At 65.5% G+C, this 19,290-nt stretch carries 15 protein-coding genes and 1 pseudogene; 6 read left to right on the top strand and 10 right to left on the bottom strand.

Translation table 11 applies throughout. The annotated features are described in order from the left end of the window. Positions 1 to 70: 70 nt before the first annotated feature. Complete coding sequence (locus tag HH212_RS20055; protein ID WP_170204115.1) at positions 71 to 823, bottom strand: Imm52 family immunity protein; 753 nt, start codon at positions 821 to 823, stop codon at positions 71 to 73. A 188-nt stretch (positions 824 to 1,011) separates the two neighbouring features. Here HH212_RS20055 and HH212_RS20050 point away from each other — a divergent pair. Then, positions 1,012 to 1,488 (top strand): annotated as a pseudogene (locus HH212_RS20050) (EAL domain-containing protein). 36 nt (positions 1,489 to 1,524) lie between these two features. Here HH212_RS20050 and HH212_RS20045 read toward each other — a convergent pair. Genes HH212_RS20045 through HH212_RS20005 form a run of 9 tightly spaced genes read right to left on the bottom strand, consistent with a single transcriptional unit; the run spans position 1,525 to position 12,099 of the window. After that, entirely contained in the window at positions 1,525 to 2,724 is a 1,200-nt protein-coding gene (locus HH212_RS20045) for a type VI immunity family protein (RefSeq protein ID WP_170204114.1), read from the bottom strand. Positions 2,725 to 2,767: 43 nt separating this feature from the next. Further along, the gene (tssH, locus tag HH212_RS20040; RefSeq protein WP_170204113.1) at positions 2,768 to 5,461 is read right to left on the bottom strand and encodes a type VI secretion system ATPase TssH; all 2,694 of its coding nucleotides are present in this window, start codon (positions 5,459 to 5,461) and stop codon (positions 2,768 to 2,770) included. Positions 5,462 to 5,503: 42 nt separating this feature from the next. Continuing rightward, positions 5,504 to 6,601 carry a type VI secretion system baseplate subunit TssG gene (gene tssG, locus HH212_RS20035; protein ID WP_170204112.1) on the bottom strand — a complete coding sequence of 366 codons (1,098 nt, stop codon included), beginning with the start codon at positions 6,599 to 6,601 and terminating at the stop codon, positions 5,504 to 5,506. Then, positions 6,565 to 8,406, bottom strand: a complete 1,842-nt coding sequence (gene tssF / locus HH212_RS20030) for a type VI secretion system baseplate subunit TssF (RefSeq protein WP_170204111.1) — start codon at positions 8,404 to 8,406, stop codon at positions 6,565 to 6,567. Before tssF ends, tssG begins: the two co-directional genes overlap by 37 nt. An 18-nt stretch (positions 8,407 to 8,424) precedes the next feature. Continuing rightward, positions 8,425 to 8,919: a type VI secretion system baseplate subunit TssE gene (tssE, locus tag HH212_RS20025; RefSeq protein WP_170204110.1), complete on the bottom strand. Its 495-nt coding sequence runs from the start codon at positions 8,917 to 8,919 to the stop codon at positions 8,425 to 8,427. Positions 8,920 to 8,933: 14 nt separating this feature from the next. Next, the gene (locus HH212_RS20020) at positions 8,934 to 9,425 is read right to left on the bottom strand and encodes an Hcp family type VI secretion system effector (RefSeq protein WP_170204109.1); all 492 of its coding nucleotides are present in this window, start codon (positions 9,423 to 9,425) and stop codon (positions 8,934 to 8,936) included. Between the two features lie 31 nt (positions 9,426 to 9,456). Then, entirely contained in the window at positions 9,457 to 10,956 is a 1,500-nt protein-coding gene (tssC, locus tag HH212_RS20015; protein ID WP_170204108.1) for a type VI secretion system contractile sheath large subunit, read from the bottom strand. Positions 10,957 to 10,958: 2 nt separating this feature from the next. Further along, on the bottom strand, positions 10,959 to 11,462 hold the full coding sequence (tssB, locus tag HH212_RS20010; protein ID WP_170205570.1) for a type VI secretion system contractile sheath small subunit: 504 nt from the start codon (positions 11,460 to 11,462) through the stop codon (positions 10,959 to 10,961). 31 nt (positions 11,463 to 11,493) lie between these two features. Beyond that, positions 11,494 to 12,099, bottom strand: coding sequence for a hypothetical protein (locus tag HH212_RS20005; protein WP_229217375.1), 606 nt, complete (start codon positions 12,097 to 12,099; stop codon positions 11,494 to 11,496). 312 nt (positions 12,100 to 12,411) lie between these two features. Here HH212_RS20005 and tssK point away from each other — a divergent pair, with 312 nt between their 5' ends. Genes tssK through HH212_RS19980 form a run of 5 tightly spaced genes read left to right on the top strand, consistent with a single transcriptional unit; the run spans position 12,412 to position 19,165 of the window. Next, complete coding sequence (tssK, locus tag HH212_RS20000; RefSeq protein ID WP_170204107.1) at positions 12,412 to 13,779, top strand: type VI secretion system baseplate subunit TssK; 1,368 nt, start codon at positions 12,412 to 12,414, stop codon at positions 13,777 to 13,779. A 43-nt stretch (positions 13,780 to 13,822) separates the two neighbouring features. Continuing rightward, on the top strand, positions 13,823 to 14,587 hold the full coding sequence (gene icmH, locus HH212_RS19995) for a type IVB secretion system protein IcmH/DotU (RefSeq protein ID WP_170204106.1): 765 nt from the start codon (positions 13,823 to 13,825) through the stop codon (positions 14,585 to 14,587). Then, positions 14,587 to 17,460: a type VI secretion system Vgr family protein gene (locus HH212_RS19990; RefSeq protein WP_170204105.1), complete on the top strand. Its 2,874-nt coding sequence runs from the start codon at positions 14,587 to 14,589 to the stop codon at positions 17,458 to 17,460. Before icmH ends, HH212_RS19990 begins: the two co-directional genes overlap by 1 nt. Continuing rightward, entirely contained in the window at positions 17,457 to 18,653 is a 1,197-nt protein-coding gene (locus HH212_RS19985) for a glycoside hydrolase family 19 protein (protein WP_170204104.1), read from the top strand. Before HH212_RS19990 ends, HH212_RS19985 begins: the two co-directional genes overlap by 4 nt. Before the next feature lie 8 nt (positions 18,654 to 18,661). Then, on the top strand, positions 18,662 to 19,165 hold the full coding sequence (locus HH212_RS19980; protein ID WP_170204103.1) for a hypothetical protein: 504 nt from the start codon (positions 18,662 to 18,664) through the stop codon (positions 19,163 to 19,165). Positions 19,166 to 19,290 lie beyond the last annotated feature (125 nt).

Raw genomic sequence — 19,290 nt, 5'->3', positions numbered from 1 at the left:
CCGCCAGGCGCGCCGCGCCTGCCCGAGCCGCATTGGACATCTCATCAGCGGCTGCCGGATGATGTTTCGCTCATAGATCGACGAAGCGAGGCAAAAGATCCTGGTCGACCAGGCGCACTTCAATGGCATGCGCTTTCTCCACATGACCGGGATCGTCGTCCGAAAACGGCGCGTCGGTGACGCTGACGACGATCGTGCCGATCTGTTTGTCCTTTTCCTGCTCATCCTTGATCATCACAGGCACCAAAGCATGTGCTTCAGGCACTTGCTGGACGCTCAGCATTCGAGGCAGATACAGCATCCAGCCGACGCCGGCACGGTCCTTGAAAACCGCGTCGTAGTACATGGTCGCGACAGAGGCATACAGCGGCTCGAAGATCGTTGCCGCAAAAGCAATCGCTTCTGCCACTTGGCGCCATTCGCCCAGCCGCATCCGCCCCCTGGGAGACCTGATGGACAGCCTGAAACTGCTGGCCACGCCGTCCTGGCGGCCAAATTGGCAGCTGATCGATGCGCCTTTGGCACGGTCTTCCTGGCCATTCCAGAGTGTGAGGTTTCTGACGACCTCGCTTGCCTTGGCGTACTGGTGGAGCACTGCAAGCGCCGCAGTAGTAGGGCCGTCCGCATCGAATACCGGGTAGAGATGCGATGTCTCCCTATCGCCGGTTGCAATCAGCCACTGGCGCTCTTCGAGCAATGGGTCGAATCGTGCGACGGAACGCAAAAATCTGCTTATCAGACGCAAATGAAAGTCGAATGACGTGGCATGCTGTCCGGTGCTGTCGAACCGGACTTCGAGTTGATGATTCAGATTGGGATTCATGGTTGGTAGACGACGCCTATTTGTGGAGCAGCAGCTTGTAGAATCCGCTGCATATACCTGTAGGAAACTGGCTGTTGAAAATACCACCGAAGCTGTACCGGCGGCTTGGGAGCCGCTTTGGCATTCTGTTTGAGGGCTTTCACAGTCAAATCATCGAAAATCCGTTCCTGGAAATCGTACCGGACGGCGTGCAGCGCGAACTGGCGGCCGCGCTGGCGCGCCACGGGGTACCGGCGCGCCTGCTGAAAGTCGAGATCACGGAATCGGCGATGATGGACGACCAGGACACGATCCCGGCCGAACTGGCGGCGATCCGGGCGCTCGGGGTGCAACTCCACCTGGACGATTTCGGCACCGGGTATTCGTCGCTGTTGCAGCTGCAGCGCACGAAGATGGACGTGCTCAAGGTGGACTGCTCGTTCACCGCGGAACTCGGGCGCTCCAGGTAAGGCAACGTGTTCTTTCAGGCGATCTTGTCGATGGCGCACGCGCTCGGGATGCAGGTGGTGGCCGAGGGCGTGGAGACGCGCGCGCAGCTGGCGATCCTGCGCACGCTGGGGTGTAACGAGGTGCAGGGGTACCTGATTGCGCGGCCGCTGCCGGCGGCGGAGGTCGAAGGGCTGCTGGCGCGGCTCAATCTACTGGATGAGCGGGCGGCGGCATAGTGGCGCTATGTCCGCGACAATGCGATGAAGGGCAATTTACAGCTCCGCTACCAGCTCCCATGTAATGGCTTCGCGGCTGAGATATTCGCCGTGCAGACCGAGCTTGAGCACATACGGCGCTATATCGCCCGGCAGCAGGACAAGCTGGAGCGCATCGTCTGCATCGGCCGCTCGAGATGCGGTATCGCTATACCGGCCGTGGATGCTGCATGCGTGGCCGGTCTCGAGTCTGACGCGCTTGCGCGGGGCAGCGCCTGCGGGTGCACGAGGCAGTCCAATGAAGGTCGCTGGAGGCCAGACACCAGGAACGTCGTAACGACGTACCCAGAGATCGCTCGTGTACCGGTCGAAACGACGTTCGCCATCGATCGAGCCGAACCCCATCGACCCCACGTTCCCGCTTCGCAGAGGACGGAGTATGGCATTGATGATGGCAAGCGTCCTTGGCACTTCGCTTCCCACCGGAACGATTTCAGGGTCATCCCCAGCATTGATGAAGACACCCGACGGCACAGAGCTGAATGCAATGCCGGCAGCACGAAGCTGGTCCGTCAATGCCGATATGCCCCCCACGCGTTCAGCCAGGGTGTTTCCGACAAAGGTGCGCCAGTCGATGCTCGTGAAGCCGGTCTGTGCCCAATTGCTGTGGAATATGTCTTCGATGAAGACGCCGAGATAACGACTGGCGAGATCGATTTCGTCGCTCTGGTAGAGATACTGCTCATATGTCGAAACAGCAGCCAGCCCCGCATGCCCATGGAACGGTGCCAGCCGGTCGGCGAACAGGTCGAGCAGCTTGAACAGCGCTCCCCGTTTTTCCGGCACATACGCGTGTTCGCGCGGGACGACGAAACTCACGACCGACACTTGGCCGTTCTGCCAGCCCCGCTCGGTCAAGGCGCTGATATGGTACTCGGTTGCGGTTTCGCTGTCGCCCGAGGCGGCAAACCACTCGACCTGGTCGTCTTCATCCATTGCTTGCACTAACGAATGTAGCGGCGTCATCGCTCCGATGGCCACGATCGTGCCGCGATCGGCATTGAAGGCCCAATCCAGCTCAGCCCCATACAGTCGTTCATACGCCTCGATACATTCGACCAAGGCGCTTCTCGTCGCTGCCTTGTGCCCACCCCAGAAGTAGAATGTGGCACGAACACCAACCGTCATCACGACACGCTCGTCCTCGATGTATTGGTAATCGAAATCGAGATCCTCAAGCGATGCGAACGCGGTCATACCTTGTCACCAGTTCTCGACGGTTCGCATACGCCAGCCCGCTCTATTTGACGCTGTACCTGAACTGCCCCTGCTTCCCCGCCCCCACCTTGATCTTCGCCACCGGTACCCCTTCCGCCATCCTGGCCAGCACCGATTCCGCGATCTCCGGCAGCAGCGTCCCGTTGAGGATGTTGTCGACATTGCGCGCCCCCGAATCGACCTCGGTGCAGCGCGCCAGCACCGCCTCCACCAGCGCGTCGTCGTAGCTGAACTCGGCCTTGTGGTTGATCGCCACGCGCCGCCCGATCTTGTCGAGCTTGAGGCGGATGATCTCGGCCAGCACGTCGTCCGGGATCGGGTAGAACGGCACCACTTTCAGGCGGCCCAGGAAGGCCGGCTTGAACTGCTTCATCAGCGCCGGGCGCACCAGTTCTTCCAGCGCCTGCGGCGTCGGCAGTTCCCCGGCGGTCTTGTTCAGGCAGGCCTGCATCAGCGCGCTAGATGCCACGTTCGAGGTCAGGATGATGATGGCGTTGCGGAAGTCGATCTCGCGGCCCTCGGCGTCGTCCATCACGCCCTTGTCGAACACCTGGAAGAACAGTTCCATCACGTCCGGGTGCGCCTTCTCGACTTCGTCCAGCAGCACCACGCTGTACGGGTTGCGCCGCACCGCCTCGGTCAGCACGCCGCCCTCGCCGTAGCCGACATAGCCCGGCGGCGAACCCTTTAAGCCGGACACGCTGTGCGCCTCCTGGTATTCGCTCATGTTGATGGTGATGAGCTTCTTTTCGCCGCCGTACAGCACGTCCGCCAGCGCCAGCGCGGTTTCCGTCTTGCCGACACCCGAGGTGCCGACGAACAGGAACACGCCCTTCGGCTTGTCCGGGTCTTCCAGGTTGGCGCGCGCGGTGCGCACGCGCTGCGCCACCGCCTCGATCGCATGCGGCTGGCCCAGCACGCGCTGCTGCAGCAGGTCGCGCAGTTTCAGCACGGTCCTGATCTCGTCGGTGACCATCTTGCCGAGCGGGATGCCGGTCCAGCCGGCGACGATGGCGGCCACCGCGTGGCCGTCGACCTGCAGCGGCACCAGCGGCGCCTCGCCCTGCAGCGCGCGCAGCTCGGCGCGCAGGACGTCGAGGTCGTCGGGCGCGGCGCCGTCGGTCGCGCCGTCCGCGCCGGCGCCTTCAGCGTCGGTGCCATCGAGACGCGCGCGCGCCGCCTGGATGCGCCGGGCCAGTCCACGCTCGCCTTCCCAGCGCGTGCGCAGCACCGCCAGTTCTTCCTCGGCCGCGGTGCGCGCCGTGGCCAGCTCGGCGCGCCGCGGCGCATGCGTACCCTCGCCCGCCGCCTGTTCGCGCGCCAGGGCGGCGTCCTCGGCATTCACGCGCTCCAGTTGGCGCGACAAGTCCTCGATACGCGCCGGGGTCGCGTTCTGGCCCAGCGCCACCTTGGCGCAGGCGGTGTCCAGCACACTGACCGCCTTGTCCGGCAGCTGGCGCCCGCTGATGTAGCGGTGCGACAAGCGCACCGCTTCCGTCACCGCCTCGTCGTGGATGCGGATGCCGAAGTGCTGTTCCATCAGCGGCGCCATGGCGCGCAGCATGGCACTGGCGACTTCCTCGCTCGGCTCCTCCACTTTCACGACCTGGAAACGGCGCGCCAGCGCCGCGTCCTTCTCGAAATACTTCTTGTACTCGCCCCAGGTCGTGGCGGCGATGGTGCGCAGCTCGCCGCGCGCCAGCGCCGGTTTCAACAGGTTGGCGGCGTCGTTCTGGCCGGCCTGGCCGCCGGCGCCGATCATCGTGTGCGCCTCGTCGATGAACAGGACGATCGCGTGCGGGCTTTTCTTGACCTCGTCGATCACGTTCTTGAGGCGGTTCTCGAACTCGCCCTTCACGCTGGCGCCGGCCTGCAGCAGGCCCATGTCGAGCGTGTGGATCTCGACGCCGCGCAGCACCTCGGGCACGTCGTCCTGCACGATGCGCAGCGCCAGGCCTTCGACCACGGCGGTCTTGCCGACGCCGGCCTCGCCGGTCAGGATCGGGTTGTTCTGGCGCCGCCGCATCAGGATGTCGATCACAAGCCGGATCTCGGCGTCGCGCCCGATCACCGGATCGAGCTTGCCCTCGCGCGCGCGCGCCGTCAGGTTGGTGGTGAACTGGTCCAGCGCCGGCGTGCGCGCGGCGGCGGCACGTCCGAGTTCGCCAACCGGGTCGCCGCCCTCCACGCCGTGCTCATCGCCGGCGGCCGGCGCCTGCGCCAGCGCCGGCGCCTCCTGCGAACCCTCGGCGATGCGGTCGAGGTGATGCTTGAGCCCGTCCAGGTCGATGCGCGCGAACAGCGGCGACGCGCGCTGCGCCAGCTGCGCCAGTTCCGGCGCGGTGAGCAGCGCCTGCAGCAGGTGCGCGCTGCGGATGCTGGCTTGCTGCCCGGCCTGCAGGTCGAGCGATGCGATCAGCCAGGCATGCTCAAACAGCCTGGGCAGGCGCTCGGAAAACACCGGCGTGCGCGTGTTCCCGCCCTTGAACTTTTCCACTTCCGCGTGCAGGTCGGCTTCCAGCCGCGCCGGGTCGATGCCGCTCCTGCGCACGACGACGGCCAGGTCGCTGGCCGGCTGTTCCAGCAGCGCCAGCAGCAGGTGCTCGATGTCGACCTCGTACTGGCCCAGCCCCACGCACAGGCTGGCGGCGCGCGTGGCGGCGGCGCGGGTGGTGTCGTTCAGCTTGCCGATCAGCGTCTTCAGGTTGATGCTCATGGACTCCCCTCGTTGTCGTCGTTAGCGTCGTTATGGTCGTGGTCAAGCGGCGGCCGCATGCGCCGCCTGGATCTCGTAGCAGACATCGGCGCGGTCGGCGCTCTGCGGCCCGTCGACCAGGAAGCCGTCCCAGCCCAGGCGCCCGCCGATGCGGCCGTCGTTCAGCGCCACCCCGCGCACGTCGGCCGCGCGCAGCACCAGCTTCACCTCGTACTCGAGCGCCAGGCCGGTGAACATGGCCAGCATGTTGTACAAGGCGCGCGCGGCGCGCCCGCCCGGCAGAAAGGCTTCGTAGTCGGCCAGCGGCAGCGGGCCGATGGTCAGGCGCAGGCGCAGGTCGCGCTGCCAGACGCGGTCGCCGGCCAGCGCGCCGCCGCCCAGCGTGGCGTTATGCATGCCGAGCGTGGTCTGCTGCGCCGGCGGCACGTCGTACCAGCGGCCGACGAACTGCTCGATGGCGACCGGCTGGCCGAAGTATTCCGCCAGCACGCGCGCCATGTGCACCGCCGACGGCGGGCGCTGGCGCATCGCGGTGGCGAAATAAGCCACCGATTCGTCCAGCAGGCCGTCGCCGTGGTCCGACATGCGCCGCCGCAGCGAGGCGTGGCCCATACCGGCCAGCGACAGCAGCAGCGGCAGGAAGCCGTCCTTGCCGCTGCCGTGGTACTTGAGTTCGAGCCGGTACTTGCGCCAGGCCTGGTAGAACAGGTACAGGGTCCGGCTGGAAAAGGTGTCGAGGAAGGCGCGCGGGCCGTCGTCGCGCTCGAACAGCGCGTGCGCCGCGATGCGCTCGGTGTAGTGCGCCGGCAGCGCCCCGGCGCCGCCCAGGAAGCCCATGAAGGCCGGCGTCAGGCGCAAGTAATGGAGCTCGGCCCGCTGGAGCGCCGCGGCCAGCGCCTGCGGCTGCGGCGCCAGGCCCGCCGGTTCGGTGCGCAGCGCCTCGACTTCGCTGGCCGGAAAGGCGAGCGAGGTAGAATTCTGGAAGCGCACGAAGTTCGCCAGCGCACCCTCTTCCGGCACGCCGCGCCGCTTGAGCCACAGCTCCAGCATGCGCACCGCCTGGAAGTACTGGAACCGGTAGGGCTGCGCGAACAGGCGCTCGATTACAGCAGGCTCAAATCGCCGCTTCGTGGCAGGCATCGCAGCAGTTCCCCTCCGGTTTTGTTCGACACGATCACCAGTTGCGTGAAGCTGTTGGCATGCACGTACAGGCCCAGGAAGCGCTCGACGACGTGGGCGAAGGCGTCGATGCCGCTGCCGACGAAGGCTTCCTCGTCGATCGCCAGGCGCACCTCGATGCCGCGCACCAGGCAGGCGAACGGGTTACCTGGCAACCAGGCGGTGGCCGCCTTGTGCTCGACCGCGGCGATGCCGCCGATCTGGCGCTGCGAGGTGGGCGAGCGCGGCAGGTCGTACAGCGTCAACATCTCGCGCAAGGCGTCGACGCCGCCGCCGGACAGCGACAAGTGGTTGAGGGACAGGTGCGAAATCAGGCGCCAGTGCGCGCCGCGGCCGTTGTCGAAGCGCTGCGACAGCGTCGGCTTGCGCAGGAAGACGATGCTGCGCACGCTGGAGCCGCCCTCCAGGAACAGGTCGCCGCCGCGGGTGCCGTAGGGCAGCAGCGCCGGCAGGTCGCGGTTGGTGCAGGTCAGCTCGATGCTGAGCGTGTCGGTCTCGACCTCGGCCGGGTCGAAATCGATGTCGACCAGCGAGATCTGGGTTTCGTAGCCCGGGCTCTTTTCGGCCAGCAGCGCGTCGCGCCGCATGATCCAGTAATGGCCGCTCCTGTCCGGCGCCTGGCCGTGGCGCAGCGAATAGAACGGCCGGAACTCGACGATCGACTCGCCCTGCGGGGTCTGCTTCACCAGGTGCACCGAATCGATCGACTGCACTTCGAAGCCGTAGGCGCGGCGCGCGTCGGCCAGCACCGGGTAGCTGGCGGCGGTATGGGTCAGGCGGATCGGCTCGCCGTGCTGGCGGAACAGGTTCACCACCGGCGTGCAGCCGAGCAGCAGGTTGGCCGCCGACAGGTTGCCCAGCAGGCGCGCGCCGGCGGAATCGGCGCGCAGGCCGCCCAGCGCCAGGTGCAGCGTCAGCGTGCGGCAGCCGCTCGGGACCAGCGCGCCGACGGCGTGCATGTCGATGTCGAAGAAGTTGAACTTCTCGGGAAAGCAGAAGTATTCGGTCAGCAGCCGGTAGGCCGGGTGCGAACGCGCCGAGAACTGGATCAGCGCTTCGTCCTCGCCGAAGCCGGCCGGCAGCACCGGGATGGCCGGCAGGCGCAGCCAGCGCCCGTCGTTGTCGGCCTCGACGTAGGCGGCCACGCCGCGCATGAACAGGGCATCGCGCAGGGCCGCGCAGAACGACGGTTCGCCGTCGATGAACACGCGCAGGCGCTGCAGGTTCAACTGCCTGAGCGGCGCCTGGGCCGAGGTGGCGGCCAGCGTCACGGCGATGGCGGATCCGGCGCCGGGCGGCAGGCGCACCGCTTCCGGCGCGTCGACGATCGGCGAAAAGACGGCGCGGCTCAGCGCCAGCGGCGCCACCGTCACCGGATACGCGGTGCGGAAGGTGCAGGCGCCGCCGCGCACCGGACGGGTGGTCAGCTGGGTGCCGCGCGCGATCTCGCCGGCCGCCGTCATCTGGGCGGTGCCGGCGAAATCCATGCGCGCGATCGAGCACGACGGGAACGGGCGCAGGTAGTGCGGGTACAGCACCTCGAACAGCGCCTCGGTGAATTCGGGATAGTCGTCGTCGAGGCGCTTGGCGATGCGCGAATTGAGCAGCGCGAACGACTCGATCATGCGTTCGATGTGCGGGTCTTCGCACACCTCGCCGCCGACCTGCAGCTGGCCGGCGATCTTCGGGTAGCGCTCGGCGAACTCGCGCGCGTAGCGCCGCAGGAAGCCGAGTTCCTGCTCGTAGTACGGTAGTAATTGCTCCAAATGCGCTCCGTGGTGCGGTCAGGTCGGCGTGACCGCCGCGCGGCGCGCCTTGCTGATGGTGTAGTGCAGGCTGGACGGCTGCAGGACGGCGTCGAAGTTCACCGGCTCGTGGCTGCTGCTGACCACCAGCAGCGCCGTGATGGCGAAGTTCAGGCGGTTCACCGCGTCGTCGCGCAGTTCCAGGCGCGCCTGCACGTTGCGCAGGCGCGGCTCGTGGCGCGCGATCGCCGCTTCCAGGCTGCGGCAGATGAAGGCGCGGTCGTCGCTGCTCGACAGCGACAGGCCGGCGAAATCGTGCAGGCCGTAGTTGACGATCGAGCGATTGCACTCGGGCAGGCGCTGGAACGCTTCTTCGGGCATCACCGCGCGCGTGTTCAGCAGCGCCTCCAGGTCGCGCGCCACTGCATCCTTCATCTCCTCGATCGAGACGCGCAATGCCGCCGGGGCGGCCGGACCCGACGAGCGCTCCATCAAGCGGTCGAACAGGCCCGGCGTGTATCCCCTGGTCGGCATCTACCTGGCCCCGCTCAGGCGACCTTGTTGGCCGACAGGTCCCAGCCGCCGGAGGTATTGCCGCCGGTGCCACCGCCCACCTTTTGCTGGGTGTACTTCCACTTCACCTTCGAGTACTTCAGCGACACGTCCTCGGTCAGGATGTCGCCCGGCGCCACCGACGGCGACACGCTGCCGATCAGGACATTCTCCAGCTCGATCTCGAAGTACTTGACGCGCTCGCCCTGGCCGTCGGCGCGCAGGAATTCCAGCTTCGCCTTCGGGATGGTCTTGCCGGACGAGCAGGTCTGCAGCAGGATCGGCGTGGCCAGGTCGGCCAGCTTGGAGACCACGATGTCCTTGTGCTCGGTGCGCTCGGCGGTGTGACCGCCGCCGGTCGACGCGGTCGCCGACTTCGGTTGCAGGACTTCCCACTGGACCCCTTTGACTTCGATCCAGTCCTTGTGGGCGGTATCGGCCGATTCGCCTTTGATACCGTCGATTTGCAGATAGACGTCGATTGCCATGTTGTTCCTTTCGATGTGAAATGACTACAGTTCAGGACTTGGTCGCCGCCGGAAGTTCGGCGACCAGGCGCAGCGAGACGGACAGCTCGTCGAGCTGGAAGTGCGGGCGCAGGAACGACACCGCACGGTAGACTCCCGGACGTCCCGGTACTTCGGAAACCTGCACCGACGCCTCGCGCAGCGGGAACTGCGCCTTCTGTTCCTGGCTGGCGTTATCGTCGAGCAGCACGTACTGCGTCAGCCAGCGGTTCAGGAAATCCTCGACGTTCGAGGCGGCGGCGAAACTGCCGATCTTGTCGCGCATCATCGCCTTCATGTAGTGGGCGATGCGCGAGACGGCGAAGATGTACTGCAGCTGGGCCGACAGCAAGGCATTCGCGTTGGCGGCGTCGGTGTTGTACTTGCGCGCCTTCTGCGCCGACTGCGCGCCGAAGAAGGCGGCGTAGTCGGTGTTCTTGCAGTGCACCAGCGAGATGAAGCCGAGGTCCGACAACTCCTTTTCGCGGCGGTCGGTGATGGCGATCTCGGTCGGGCACTTCAGCGCCACCTCGCCCTCGTCGGTCTTGAAGGTGTGCGACGGCAGGTCCTCGACCAGGCCGCCGCCCTCCACGCCGCGGATCGCCGCGCACCAGCCGAAGTCCTCGAAGGCATTGGTCAGCTTGGTGCCGAACGCGTAGGCGGCATTGCACCACAGGTACTTCTGGTGGTCGGTGCCGTCCACGTCCTCGACGAAATTGAAGCCCTCGGTGGTGGCGCCGTCGGCCGGGTTGTACGGCAGGCGGCCCAGGAAGCGCGGCAGCGTCAGGCCGACGTAGCGCGCATCCTCGGATTCGCGGAACGACTTCCACTTGGCGTATTCGACGGTGTCGAACACCTTCGACAGGTCGCGCGGCTTGCCCAGGTCCGCATAGGTTTCCAGGCCGAACAGCTCGGGCGAGGCCGACGAGATGAAGGGCGCGTGCGCGGCCGCTGCCACGTGCGACATCTGCTCGATGAAGTACATGTCTTCCGGCTGGCGCGTGACTTCATAGTCGCCCAGCAGCGCCCCGAACGGCGCACCGCCGAAGGTGCCGAATTCTTCCTCGTACACCTTCTTGAACATGGTGCTCTGGTCGAATTCGATCGCGCTCTGGAAGTCCTTGACCAGCTCGCGCTTGGAGGCATTGAGCATCTTGACCTTCAGGTTCGGGCCGGTGGCGCTGTTGCGCACCAGGTAGTTCAGGCCGGTCCAACTGCCCTCCAGCTTCTGGAACTCGGGCGCGTGCATCACCGCCGACAGCTGCGCCGAGATCAGGCGGTCCAGCTCGGCCACGCGGGCATCGATGGTGGCGGCCAGGTTGTCGGACACCACGACCGTCCCCTCCATCACCTGGTTCACCAGCTCGGCGATCAAGTCCTTGGCGCGCGCGTGCTCGGTGCTCGACTTGGCCACCCGGCTCTGCTCGACGATCTGGTCGAGCAGGTTCGGTTCGGCGGCGGCTTCGGGCGCGGCGTGGGCGGCGGCAGGTGCGGCGTTCGATTGCACGGACATGGTCATTCTTTCGCGGGTTTATGGCCCAGCTCGGCCAGTTTCTCGGTGCTGTTCAACACGTCGTTGAGCAGGTCTTCCAGCTTGTCGTTGCCGGCCAGCTTGTTGCGCAGGTCGGCCAGCTTGGTGCGCGCGTCCAGCAGCTTTCGCAACGGCTCGACCTGCTGCACCACCGCCTCCGGCCGGAAATCGTCCATCGAGCGGAATGTCAGGTCGACCGCGAATTGGCCGCCCTCTGCCGACAATTCGTTATTCACGCGATAGGCGGCGCGCGGTTCCACGCCTTTCATCACTTCGTCGAAATTGTCGCGGTCGATGCCGACGAAACTGCGGTCCTTCAGCCGTTTTTGCGGAACCGCCGATTTACCGCCGAAATCGCCGACCACGCCGACCACCATCGGCAATTCCTTGTTTTCGATGGCGTCGCCGATTTCCACGTCATATGTCATTTGCACGCGCGGCGGCCGGATTTTTTGCAGTTTCTTTTGAACGCTGGAGTTTTTTGCCATAAAACCTCCTGGAATGGTTAAAACACGATTTTTATTTAAGTGCTCCGAAAGGATCGGCGCTGGAACCTTCATCCGATTTCGCTTTTCCCTTGCGCGCTTTCGGCGGCGGCGCTTTCGCCGACGCCGCGGAAGTCGCCGCCGGCGGCGGAATCAAGACCTGTTCGCCCAGGCTTTCGCGCAGCAGCTTGGCCAGGTCCTGCGACTCGGTGCGGATCGATCCGGACAGGTTGTTCTGGCGGCTCAGATCGGCCAGCGCGCGCGTCGACAGGCGCAGGCCGCTGATGGCGATGATGCTGTTGGCCAGGCGGTCGCTCGGATCGCGCACCAGCACTTCCTGGGCGCTGACGATGGCGTCGCCATAGCGGCCGGCATCGAAACGGGCCTGGGCGATGCCGCTCCACGGTGCCTTGTCGGCCGGATTCGCGGCGGCGGCCTGCTTCCACAGCGTGACTGCCTGTTCCTTCTGGCCGGCGCCGTTGGCCTGGGCCGCTTGCGCCAGCAATTCCTGCATGGACGGGCCGCCCTTTTTCTGGGCGACGGCGGACGGCGTGGTGCTGGCGCAAGCGCCGAGCAGGGCGCCGCAGAGAATAGCGCCGATAATCTTTCCGATCGCGCCCGATGGTATTGCTCGAATCATGCTGTCCTCAAAGCTCATATTGAAAATGGTGCTTATATAATCAACAACTGATCGTTTTAATACTAGCAGATTCCAAACAGCGCAGGTTTCCGATTCGATGAATCGTGCGCGGCTTCCGGATAATGAAAAAGCCGGCGTGACAATCGGTTATTTCATGCGTATCGCATAAAACTCACGGATTTCCACCAAATGGAATTGGACAAACGATAAAAAACGTCTATGAAATGGCATTCGCCAATTGGGCGCAATCCATTCGAAAGAAATGTTACTGTTCAGCCAATCGATTATTCCAACCCAGGAGACCTACCCGGCATGAGCGGCAAGATTCTTTGGGGCGAAGGCTTGTTCCTGCGTCCGCAGCATTTCCAGCAGCAGGACCGCTACCACGAAGAGCGCCTGCACCACACGGCCGGCCTGCTCCATCCGTACGCGTGGGGCGTGGGCACGCTGCAGGTGGACCGCGACGCGCTCGCCAACAACACGCTGCGCCTGCTGGAACTGGCGCTGCGCTTCCAGGACGGCGAGCTGGTGTCGGCGCCCGGCGCCGACGAGTTGCCGGAAGCGGTCGACCTGGGCCAGCTGCCGCAGTCGGTGCAGACGGTGACCTACCACGCCGCCATGCCCGGCTTCAAGCCGTTCGGGGGCAATTTCAGCAGCAACATCGGCGGCAATGCCGGTGCTTCCGCCGGCAGCGACGCCAGCGCGGTGCGCTTCCAGCAACTGGAACGCGAGACGCCCGACCTGTACACCGGCGCCGCCGCGGCCCAGTTGTCCTACCTGCGCAAGACCGTGCGCCTGGTGTCGGATGCGGAGCCGCTGGACGCCTACGTGCACGTGCCGCTGCTGCGCCTGCGCCGCGCCGCCAGCGGCGGCTTCGAGCTGGACGCGTCGTTCGTGCCGCCCTGCCTGTCGGTCCGCAGTTCGCCGCTGCTGTTCCTGCAGCTGCGCCGCCTGGTGGATGCGCTGCAGGCCAAGGTCAGCGCGCTGTACGGTCACCACCGCGAGCCGAGCAAGCACGTGATCGAGTTCCGCTCCGGCGACATGTCCTCGTTCTGGCTGCTGCACACCGCCAGCACCGCCTCGGCCACGCTGTCGCATTATTTCCACCACCCGGCGCTGCACCCGGAGCGCCTGTACGAACAGCTGCTGGCGCTGGCCGGCAGCCTGATGACCTTTTCCAAGAGCTGGACCCTGGCCGACCTGCCGCCCTACAAGCATGCCGAGCCGGGTCCGGCCTTCGCCACGCTGCACCAGATCATCCGCGAACTGCTGGACACCGTGATCTCGTCGAAGTACTTCGCCATCGCACTGCGCGAAGTGAAACCGTCGTACCACCACGGCATGCTCGATTCGCAGAAGATCGACGACAAGACCACCTTCTATCTCGCGGTGTCGGCCGGCCTGCCGGCCAGCGAACTGGTGGACGTGGTGCCGCTGCGCTTCAAGGTCGGCGCGCCGGACGACGTCGAGAAATTCGTGCTGTCGGCAATGCCGGGCGTGCGCCTGGTGCATGCGCCGCAGGTGCCGCCGGCGGTGCCGGTGCGGCCGGACGCGGTGTACTTCGCCATCGAGGCCAAGGGACAGATGTACGAACGCATGCTGCAGGCGCAGTCGATCTCGATCTACGTCCCGGGCAGCATGTCGGACGCCCGGCTCGACCTGGTGGCGGTCACCGCCTGACGCGCGCCGGCACGACGAGGATTCAACCAACGAGGACCACCGGATGAGCACCGCAACCGCACCTTCCCTGATGGGCGCCGCGCCGCCGGCGCCGGCACAATCCGCGCCGCAGACGCTGCTGGACCTGATGTATGACGGCTTCTACGCCCTGTTCATGCTCAAGAACGGCAGCGGGCCGCAGGACGACGCCGCCTTCGCGCACAGGATGACCCAGTTCCTGGACGACTTCGGCCGCAACGCCAAAAAACAGAATGCGTCGCCGGACGACATCGACGCCGCCAAGTACGCGTTCTGCGCGGCGGTCGACGAGATCATCCTGCGATCGAGCTTCACCATCCGCGAGGCCTGGGAGCGCCGTCCGCTGCAGCTGGCGCTGTTCGGCGACCAGCTCGCCGGCGAGAATTTCTTCAACCGCCTGGAGCAGCTGCGCACGCGCGGCGGCGCCCACCTGCAGGCACTCGAGGTGTTCCACATGTGCCTGCTGCTCGGCTTCCAGGGCCGCTACATTTTGGAAGGCACCGAAAAGCTGAACTACCTGACCTCGCGCCTGGGCGACGAGATCGCCCACCTGAAGGGCAAGCGCGGCGGCTTCGCGCCGCACGCGGAGCGGCCGGACCAGGTCATCCACAAGCTGCGCAGCGATTTGCCGCTGTGGGTGCTGGGCTCGGTGTTCGGCCTGATCTGCGTGCTCGGCTTCATCGGCCTGCGCACCTCGCTCGGCCGCACCAGCGAGACCCGGATGAATGCCTACAACGACGTGGTCAAGATGGCGCCGCGCGCCGCCAACCTGACCATCACGCTGCCCTGATGGACACGCCGCTGCCGTCGGCGTCCCTGCCGTCCGCCATGCCGGCCCTCGACGCGCTGTTCGGCACCGGCCTGGCGCAGCGCGACCGCCTGGTCACGCTGGCCGGCAGCCAGGACGGCGCCCTGCCGCAGGCGTTGATGGCGGAGCGCGTGCAGGGCCGCGAAGGCGTCAACGAACTGTATGCGTTCGAGGTCGACGCCCTGAGCACCTCCACCGACCTCGACCTGGACGCCTTTCTCGGCGAGGAACTGACGGTGACGCTGCTGCAGCCGGACGGTTCGCGGCGCGCCTGGCACGGCCTGTGCACGGAGGCGGCCTGGCTGGGCGCCGACGGCGGCGTGGCGCGCTACCGGCTGCGCCTGGAGCCGGCGCTGGCGCTGCTGCGCCTGCGCCGCGACAGCTGGATCTTCCAGGACAAGGACGTGTGCCGGATCGTCACCGAACTGCTGGCCGACTACCCGCAGGTGCGCTTCGCCTTCGATGTCACGCAAGCCCTGGCGCCGCGCGCGATCTGTACCCAGTACCGCGAAAGCGACCTCGACTTCCTGGTGCGCCTGCTGGCCTCGGAAGGCCTGTCGTGGCGCTTCGAGCACGACCAGCCGGATGACCAGTCAGAAAGCGCCGACGGCCAGGCGCGCCATCGATTGGTGATCTTCGACAGCCGCGCGCGCCTGCCGGACATGCCGGGCAACGCCGCGCTGCGCTTCCATGGCGTACGCGCGGCCGACAGCGACGATGCCATCGACCGCTTCGGCGCACGCCGGCGCGCGCAGGCCAACACGGTCGCCATCGGCAGCTGGGATCCGGCGCAGCTGCTGGCCCCGGCCGCCGAGCAAACCAGCAGCCTGGACGCCGGCGACCTGCCGGCGGCGCAGGTCTACGACGGCAGCGGCGAACGCAGCGCCAGCGGCGCGCCCCACGGCGGCACGCCCGGCGCGCACAGTGGCCTGATGCTGCAGGCGCTGGAGCTGGACAACAAGCTGTTCGAGGGCACCGGCGCGGTACGGCGCCTGGCCGCCGGCCACCGTTTCAGTTTGACGCAGCACGCACGTTATCCGGATGGCGACAACGGCTTCACGGTGCTGTGGGCCGAGCACGAGGCGCGCAACAACTTCACGGCGCAGATCCGCACCGCGGCTGCCGGCGCGCTGGAAAACGGCACCTACCGCAACCGCTTCGGCTGCGTGCGCGACAGCGTGGCCATCGTCCCGGCCGCCACCGCCGCGCCGGCGCCGATCACCGCGCCGGGACCGCAGACCGCGCTGGTGGTGGGCGTGGCCAATGCGGTGGCCACCACCGACCGCGAGCACCGGGTGCGGATCCAGTTTCCCTGGCAGCGCGGCCAGGCGCCGAATGCCGGCGGCCTGTTCCACGATACCGACGACAGCGGCAGCGCCCCCGGTGACGAACGCGCCGGCACCTGGGTGCGCGTGGCCGAGGCGCTGGCCGGCCCCAACTGGGGTTCGCAGTTCACGCCGCGCATCGGCACCGAGGTACTGGTCGACTTCATCGAAGGCGACGTCGACCGGCCATTGGTGGTGGCCCAGCTGTACACCGGCGCCGATTTGCCGCCGTTTTCCGCCGGTGTCGACTCGGGCGCCAACCATGCCGGCACCCTGTCCGGCATCCACAGCCACGCCTTCGACGGCGCCGGCTGGAACCAGTGGCAGCTGGACGACACGCCCGGCCAGGTGCGCACGAGGCTGGCCAGCAGCAGCGCGGCCACGCAACTCAATCTCGGCTACCTGGTCCGGCAGCCACCCGGATCGAGCCAGCGCGGCGCCTACCGCGGCAGCGGCTTCGAGTTGCGCACCGACGCCTGGGCCGTGGCCCGCGGCGCCGAGGGCGTGTTGCTGACCACCGCGGCGCGCAGCGATGCCGTCTCGACCCAGATGGACGCGGCCGAAGCGCTGGCGCGGCTGCGCGCCGGCCACGAGCTGGCGCAGGCGCTGCTGGACGACGCCACGACGCAGCACGCGCTGTCGAGCAAGGACGCCCAGGCGGCGCACGCCGCCACCGCCGACCTGCTCGATCCGACAATCAAGGGCAAGTACGGAGGCGACGTCAATGGCCAGCCGGCGCTCAAGGCTCAGCCGGGCACGCGCGAACTGGATACGCAGGCGCCGGTGGAGCGCTTCGGCGCGCCGCTGGTGGCGCTGGACGCGGCCGCCGGCGTCAACTGGGCCACGCCCGCGTCCACCGTGCTGTTCGCCGGCCAGCACCTGCAGTGGAGCGCGCCCGGCGACCTGCACCTGGCGGCCGGCGCCACCGTGTCTGCGGTGGCGGCGAGCGCGGCGACCTGGTTCAGCCACGAAGGCGGCATCCAGGCCATCGCCGCCAACGGGCCGGTGTCGCTGCAGGCCCATACCGACCAGCTGGAAATCCTGGCCGACCAGTCGGTCACGGTAATTTCGGTGAACCAGGATATCGAGGTCAAGGCCGGCAAGAAGATCGTGCTGCAGGCCGGGCAGGCGTCGGTCACGCTGGAGGGCGGCGACATCACCTTCGCCTGCCCGGGGCATTTCACGGTGAAGGGGGTGCAGCACGTGTTCGACGGCGGCGCGCACGGCTATACGGAACTTGCACCACTGCCGAGCGAACTGGCAGCAAGCGCAGTGCCGCTGGTGTCCGCTTCGCGTTTCAGTCAACAGATCGATATCGGTTCAATGTTGCGGAACGATCCTGAACTGATGGGCGCATCGTATGAAATATGGACGGCCGGGGAGAAGCCTGAACTGCTCGCTGCCGGCAACATCGATTCCGCATACCAGTCGACCCGGATTTTCACGGAAAAGCCGGAAGAAATCGAAATCATCATCGGGGAGAACGAGTGGACATCCTATACGCACATGCCGTCCGAGGATGATGAATGACGACGTGGGAAGATTTCCTCAAGGTTTTCAAGAAGCTTTCGGAACCATCGAAGCCCGGTTCCGTCATGATCCGCTTCATTACACGTTATATGGAGCCTGCGGATGGCATCGCCTACCTGATCCAGTACGAGGGCAAGGAAATCAGGGGAACGACGACCACGACGGACAACCACGTACTCGTTTCGCCGGCATCCCTGCACCCCATTCGCGTGCATGCCTGGTCGAGAAAACGCAAGGGTTTCAAGCTCATCGACACGCTGACGCCGGTGGTTGGAACACCCCAGCTGGTATATGAGACCATGAAGACCTATAAACAGCCGGGTGCAACGAAGCCGCATCCCAAATCGGCCGGACAGGCCGGATCCGCGCCGGCTGCGCCGCCGAGATCCGTACCGCCAGGACCGTCACCCACTGACAACCAAGGCGTTACGCCAAAGCCGGATCAAGACAGCAGCAAAGCGCCGCTCGCCCGATCTGAACGCCCCTTGCCGGATGAAATAACGTATTCCCAATTAAAAAACATTTTTCCCTTGGCCGAGGAAGCATACCTTACCCAGGTAAAGGACGAGCTGAACCGTGACTTGCCGCGTTACAAACTCGATACCATCTACCGTCGCGCCCATTTTTTCGCCCAGGCACGCGAAGAAGCCGGCGCCGGCCTGAAAGCGAATGTCGAAAGCTTGAATTACAAGGTCGATACCTTGAAAAGCACATTCAGGTATTACCGGCTTCATCCTGACGTGGCTGCCCGGCATGGCCGCATCGACAGGCTTGAAGGAAGAAGGCGCGTCGTATTACAACCGGCAAATCAGGAGGCGATCGCCAATCATGCTTACGGGAGCCGGGCAGGCAATGGCCCTCCCGAGACCGGGGAAGGATGGAAATACCGGGGCCGCGGCATCTTCCAGCTGACAGGTGCGAGCAACTATGCCGAGTTCAACACGGGGTATCGCTCGCTATGGGATGGCGAACACCCCGACTTCACATCGCAGCCGGAGAAGATCGTCGACTTTCCCTTCAATATCCGCTCGGCCGTCTGGTTTTGGGTGGCCAACAAGGTGTACGAGCGCGCCGATCAGGGCGCTTCCGACAATGCGGTGGAAAAGGTCACCGAAAAAATCAATCCAGCGCTCAAACACCTCGATATGCGACAGCATAACTTTCGGACGCTAACCTACCCAGCTTTCAAGTAAACCGCTCAATGATGAACAAGACGACTGCCATCTATTTTTCCATTGCCTGCCTCTCGCTCGCATCCTGTCGCGTAAACTCCAGCAATATCGGAACCACCACAAACTGCACCACCGGCGAGGAAATCCTTTATTCATGCAGCACCGGAAAAAAGACGCTCTCGTATTGTGCATCGAAACCGGGGGCCGCCGATCCATTCCTGGAGTACAGATACGGCATCAGGAACAAGCCTGAACTCGTGTATCGCCCGGTTCGCAATGATCGAAAAAGCTATTTCAACCGTACTACCCTCACTGGCGCAAGCAATGAGAGCACCGTCATCTGGTTCAAGCGGGGGAATTTTTCATATATCCTGAACGATCCTATGAGAGGTTCGCCATTCCTGAAAATCGTCGAATCGGGCAAGTCGATCGCGACGATTGAATGCAAAGGGAATTTTTCCGGCGATCCGGAAAAAGCCAATCCGTTCATCCTTCGCGCGAGTCCGGAGGATTACTTCAATTTGACGAAATAGTTCGTATCCGTTTCCTTGCCCATTCATGCTTACCCATTACGAAATCCTCGGATGGGCGGCGCCATCCGGACGCGAAGATCGCGTCGCCGCGCGTGCTCGATCTGGGGATCTGCAAGGTACTTGTG

The organism is Massilia forsythiae (assembly GCF_012849555.1).
GTDB lineage: Bacteria > Pseudomonadota > Gammaproteobacteria > Burkholderiales > Burkholderiaceae_D > Telluria > Telluria forsythiae.
This window is presented reverse-complemented; position numbering and strand designations above follow the sequence as displayed.

Bases quoted from the DNA above. Each gene is read 5' to 3' on its own strand.
- tssB (WP_170205570.1), bottom strand. From the start codon at position 11,462: ATGGCAAAAAACTCCAGCGTTCAAAAGAAACTGCAAAAAATCCGGCCG.
- tssG (WP_170204112.1), bottom strand. From the start codon at position 6,601: ATGCCTGCCACGAAGCGGCGATTTGAGCCTGCTGTAATCGAGCGCCTG.
- HH212_RS19980 (WP_170204103.1), top strand. From the start codon at position 18,662: ATGATGAACAAGACGACTGCCATCTATTTTTCCATTGCCTGCCTCTCG.
- HH212_RS20005 (WP_229217375.1), bottom strand. From the start codon at position 12,099: ATGATTCGAGCAATACCATCGGGCGCGATCGGAAAGATTATCGGCGCT.
- HH212_RS19985 (WP_170204104.1), top strand. From the start codon at position 17,457: ATGACGACGTGGGAAGATTTCCTCAAGGTTTTCAAGAAGCTTTCGGAA.
- HH212_RS19990 (WP_170204105.1), top strand. From the start codon at position 14,587: ATGGACACGCCGCTGCCGTCGGCGTCCCTGCCGTCCGCCATGCCGGCC.
- icmH (WP_170204106.1), top strand. From the start codon at position 13,823: ATGAGCACCGCAACCGCACCTTCCCTGATGGGCGCCGCGCCGCCGGCG.
- tssH (WP_170204113.1), bottom strand. From the start codon at position 5,461: ATGAGCATCAACCTGAAGACGCTGATCGGCAAGCTGAACGACACCACC.
- tssC (WP_170204108.1), bottom strand. From the start codon at position 10,956: ATGTCCGTGCAATCGAACGCCGCACCTGCCGCCGCCCACGCCGCGCCC.
- HH212_RS20020 (WP_170204109.1), bottom strand. From the start codon at position 9,425: ATGGCAATCGACGTCTATCTGCAAATCGACGGTATCAAAGGCGAATCG.
- HH212_RS20055 (WP_170204115.1), bottom strand. From the start codon at position 823: ATGAATCCCAATCTGAATCATCAACTCGAAGTCCGGTTCGACAGCACC.
- tssE (WP_170204110.1), bottom strand. From the start codon at position 8,919: ATGCCGACCAGGGGATACACGCCGGGCCTGTTCGACCGCTTGATGGAG.
- HH212_RS20045 (WP_170204114.1), bottom strand. From the start codon at position 2,724: ATGACCGCGTTCGCATCGCTTGAGGATCTCGATTTCGATTACCAATAC.
- tssK (WP_170204107.1), top strand. From the start codon at position 12,412: ATGAGCGGCAAGATTCTTTGGGGCGAAGGCTTGTTCCTGCGTCCGCAG.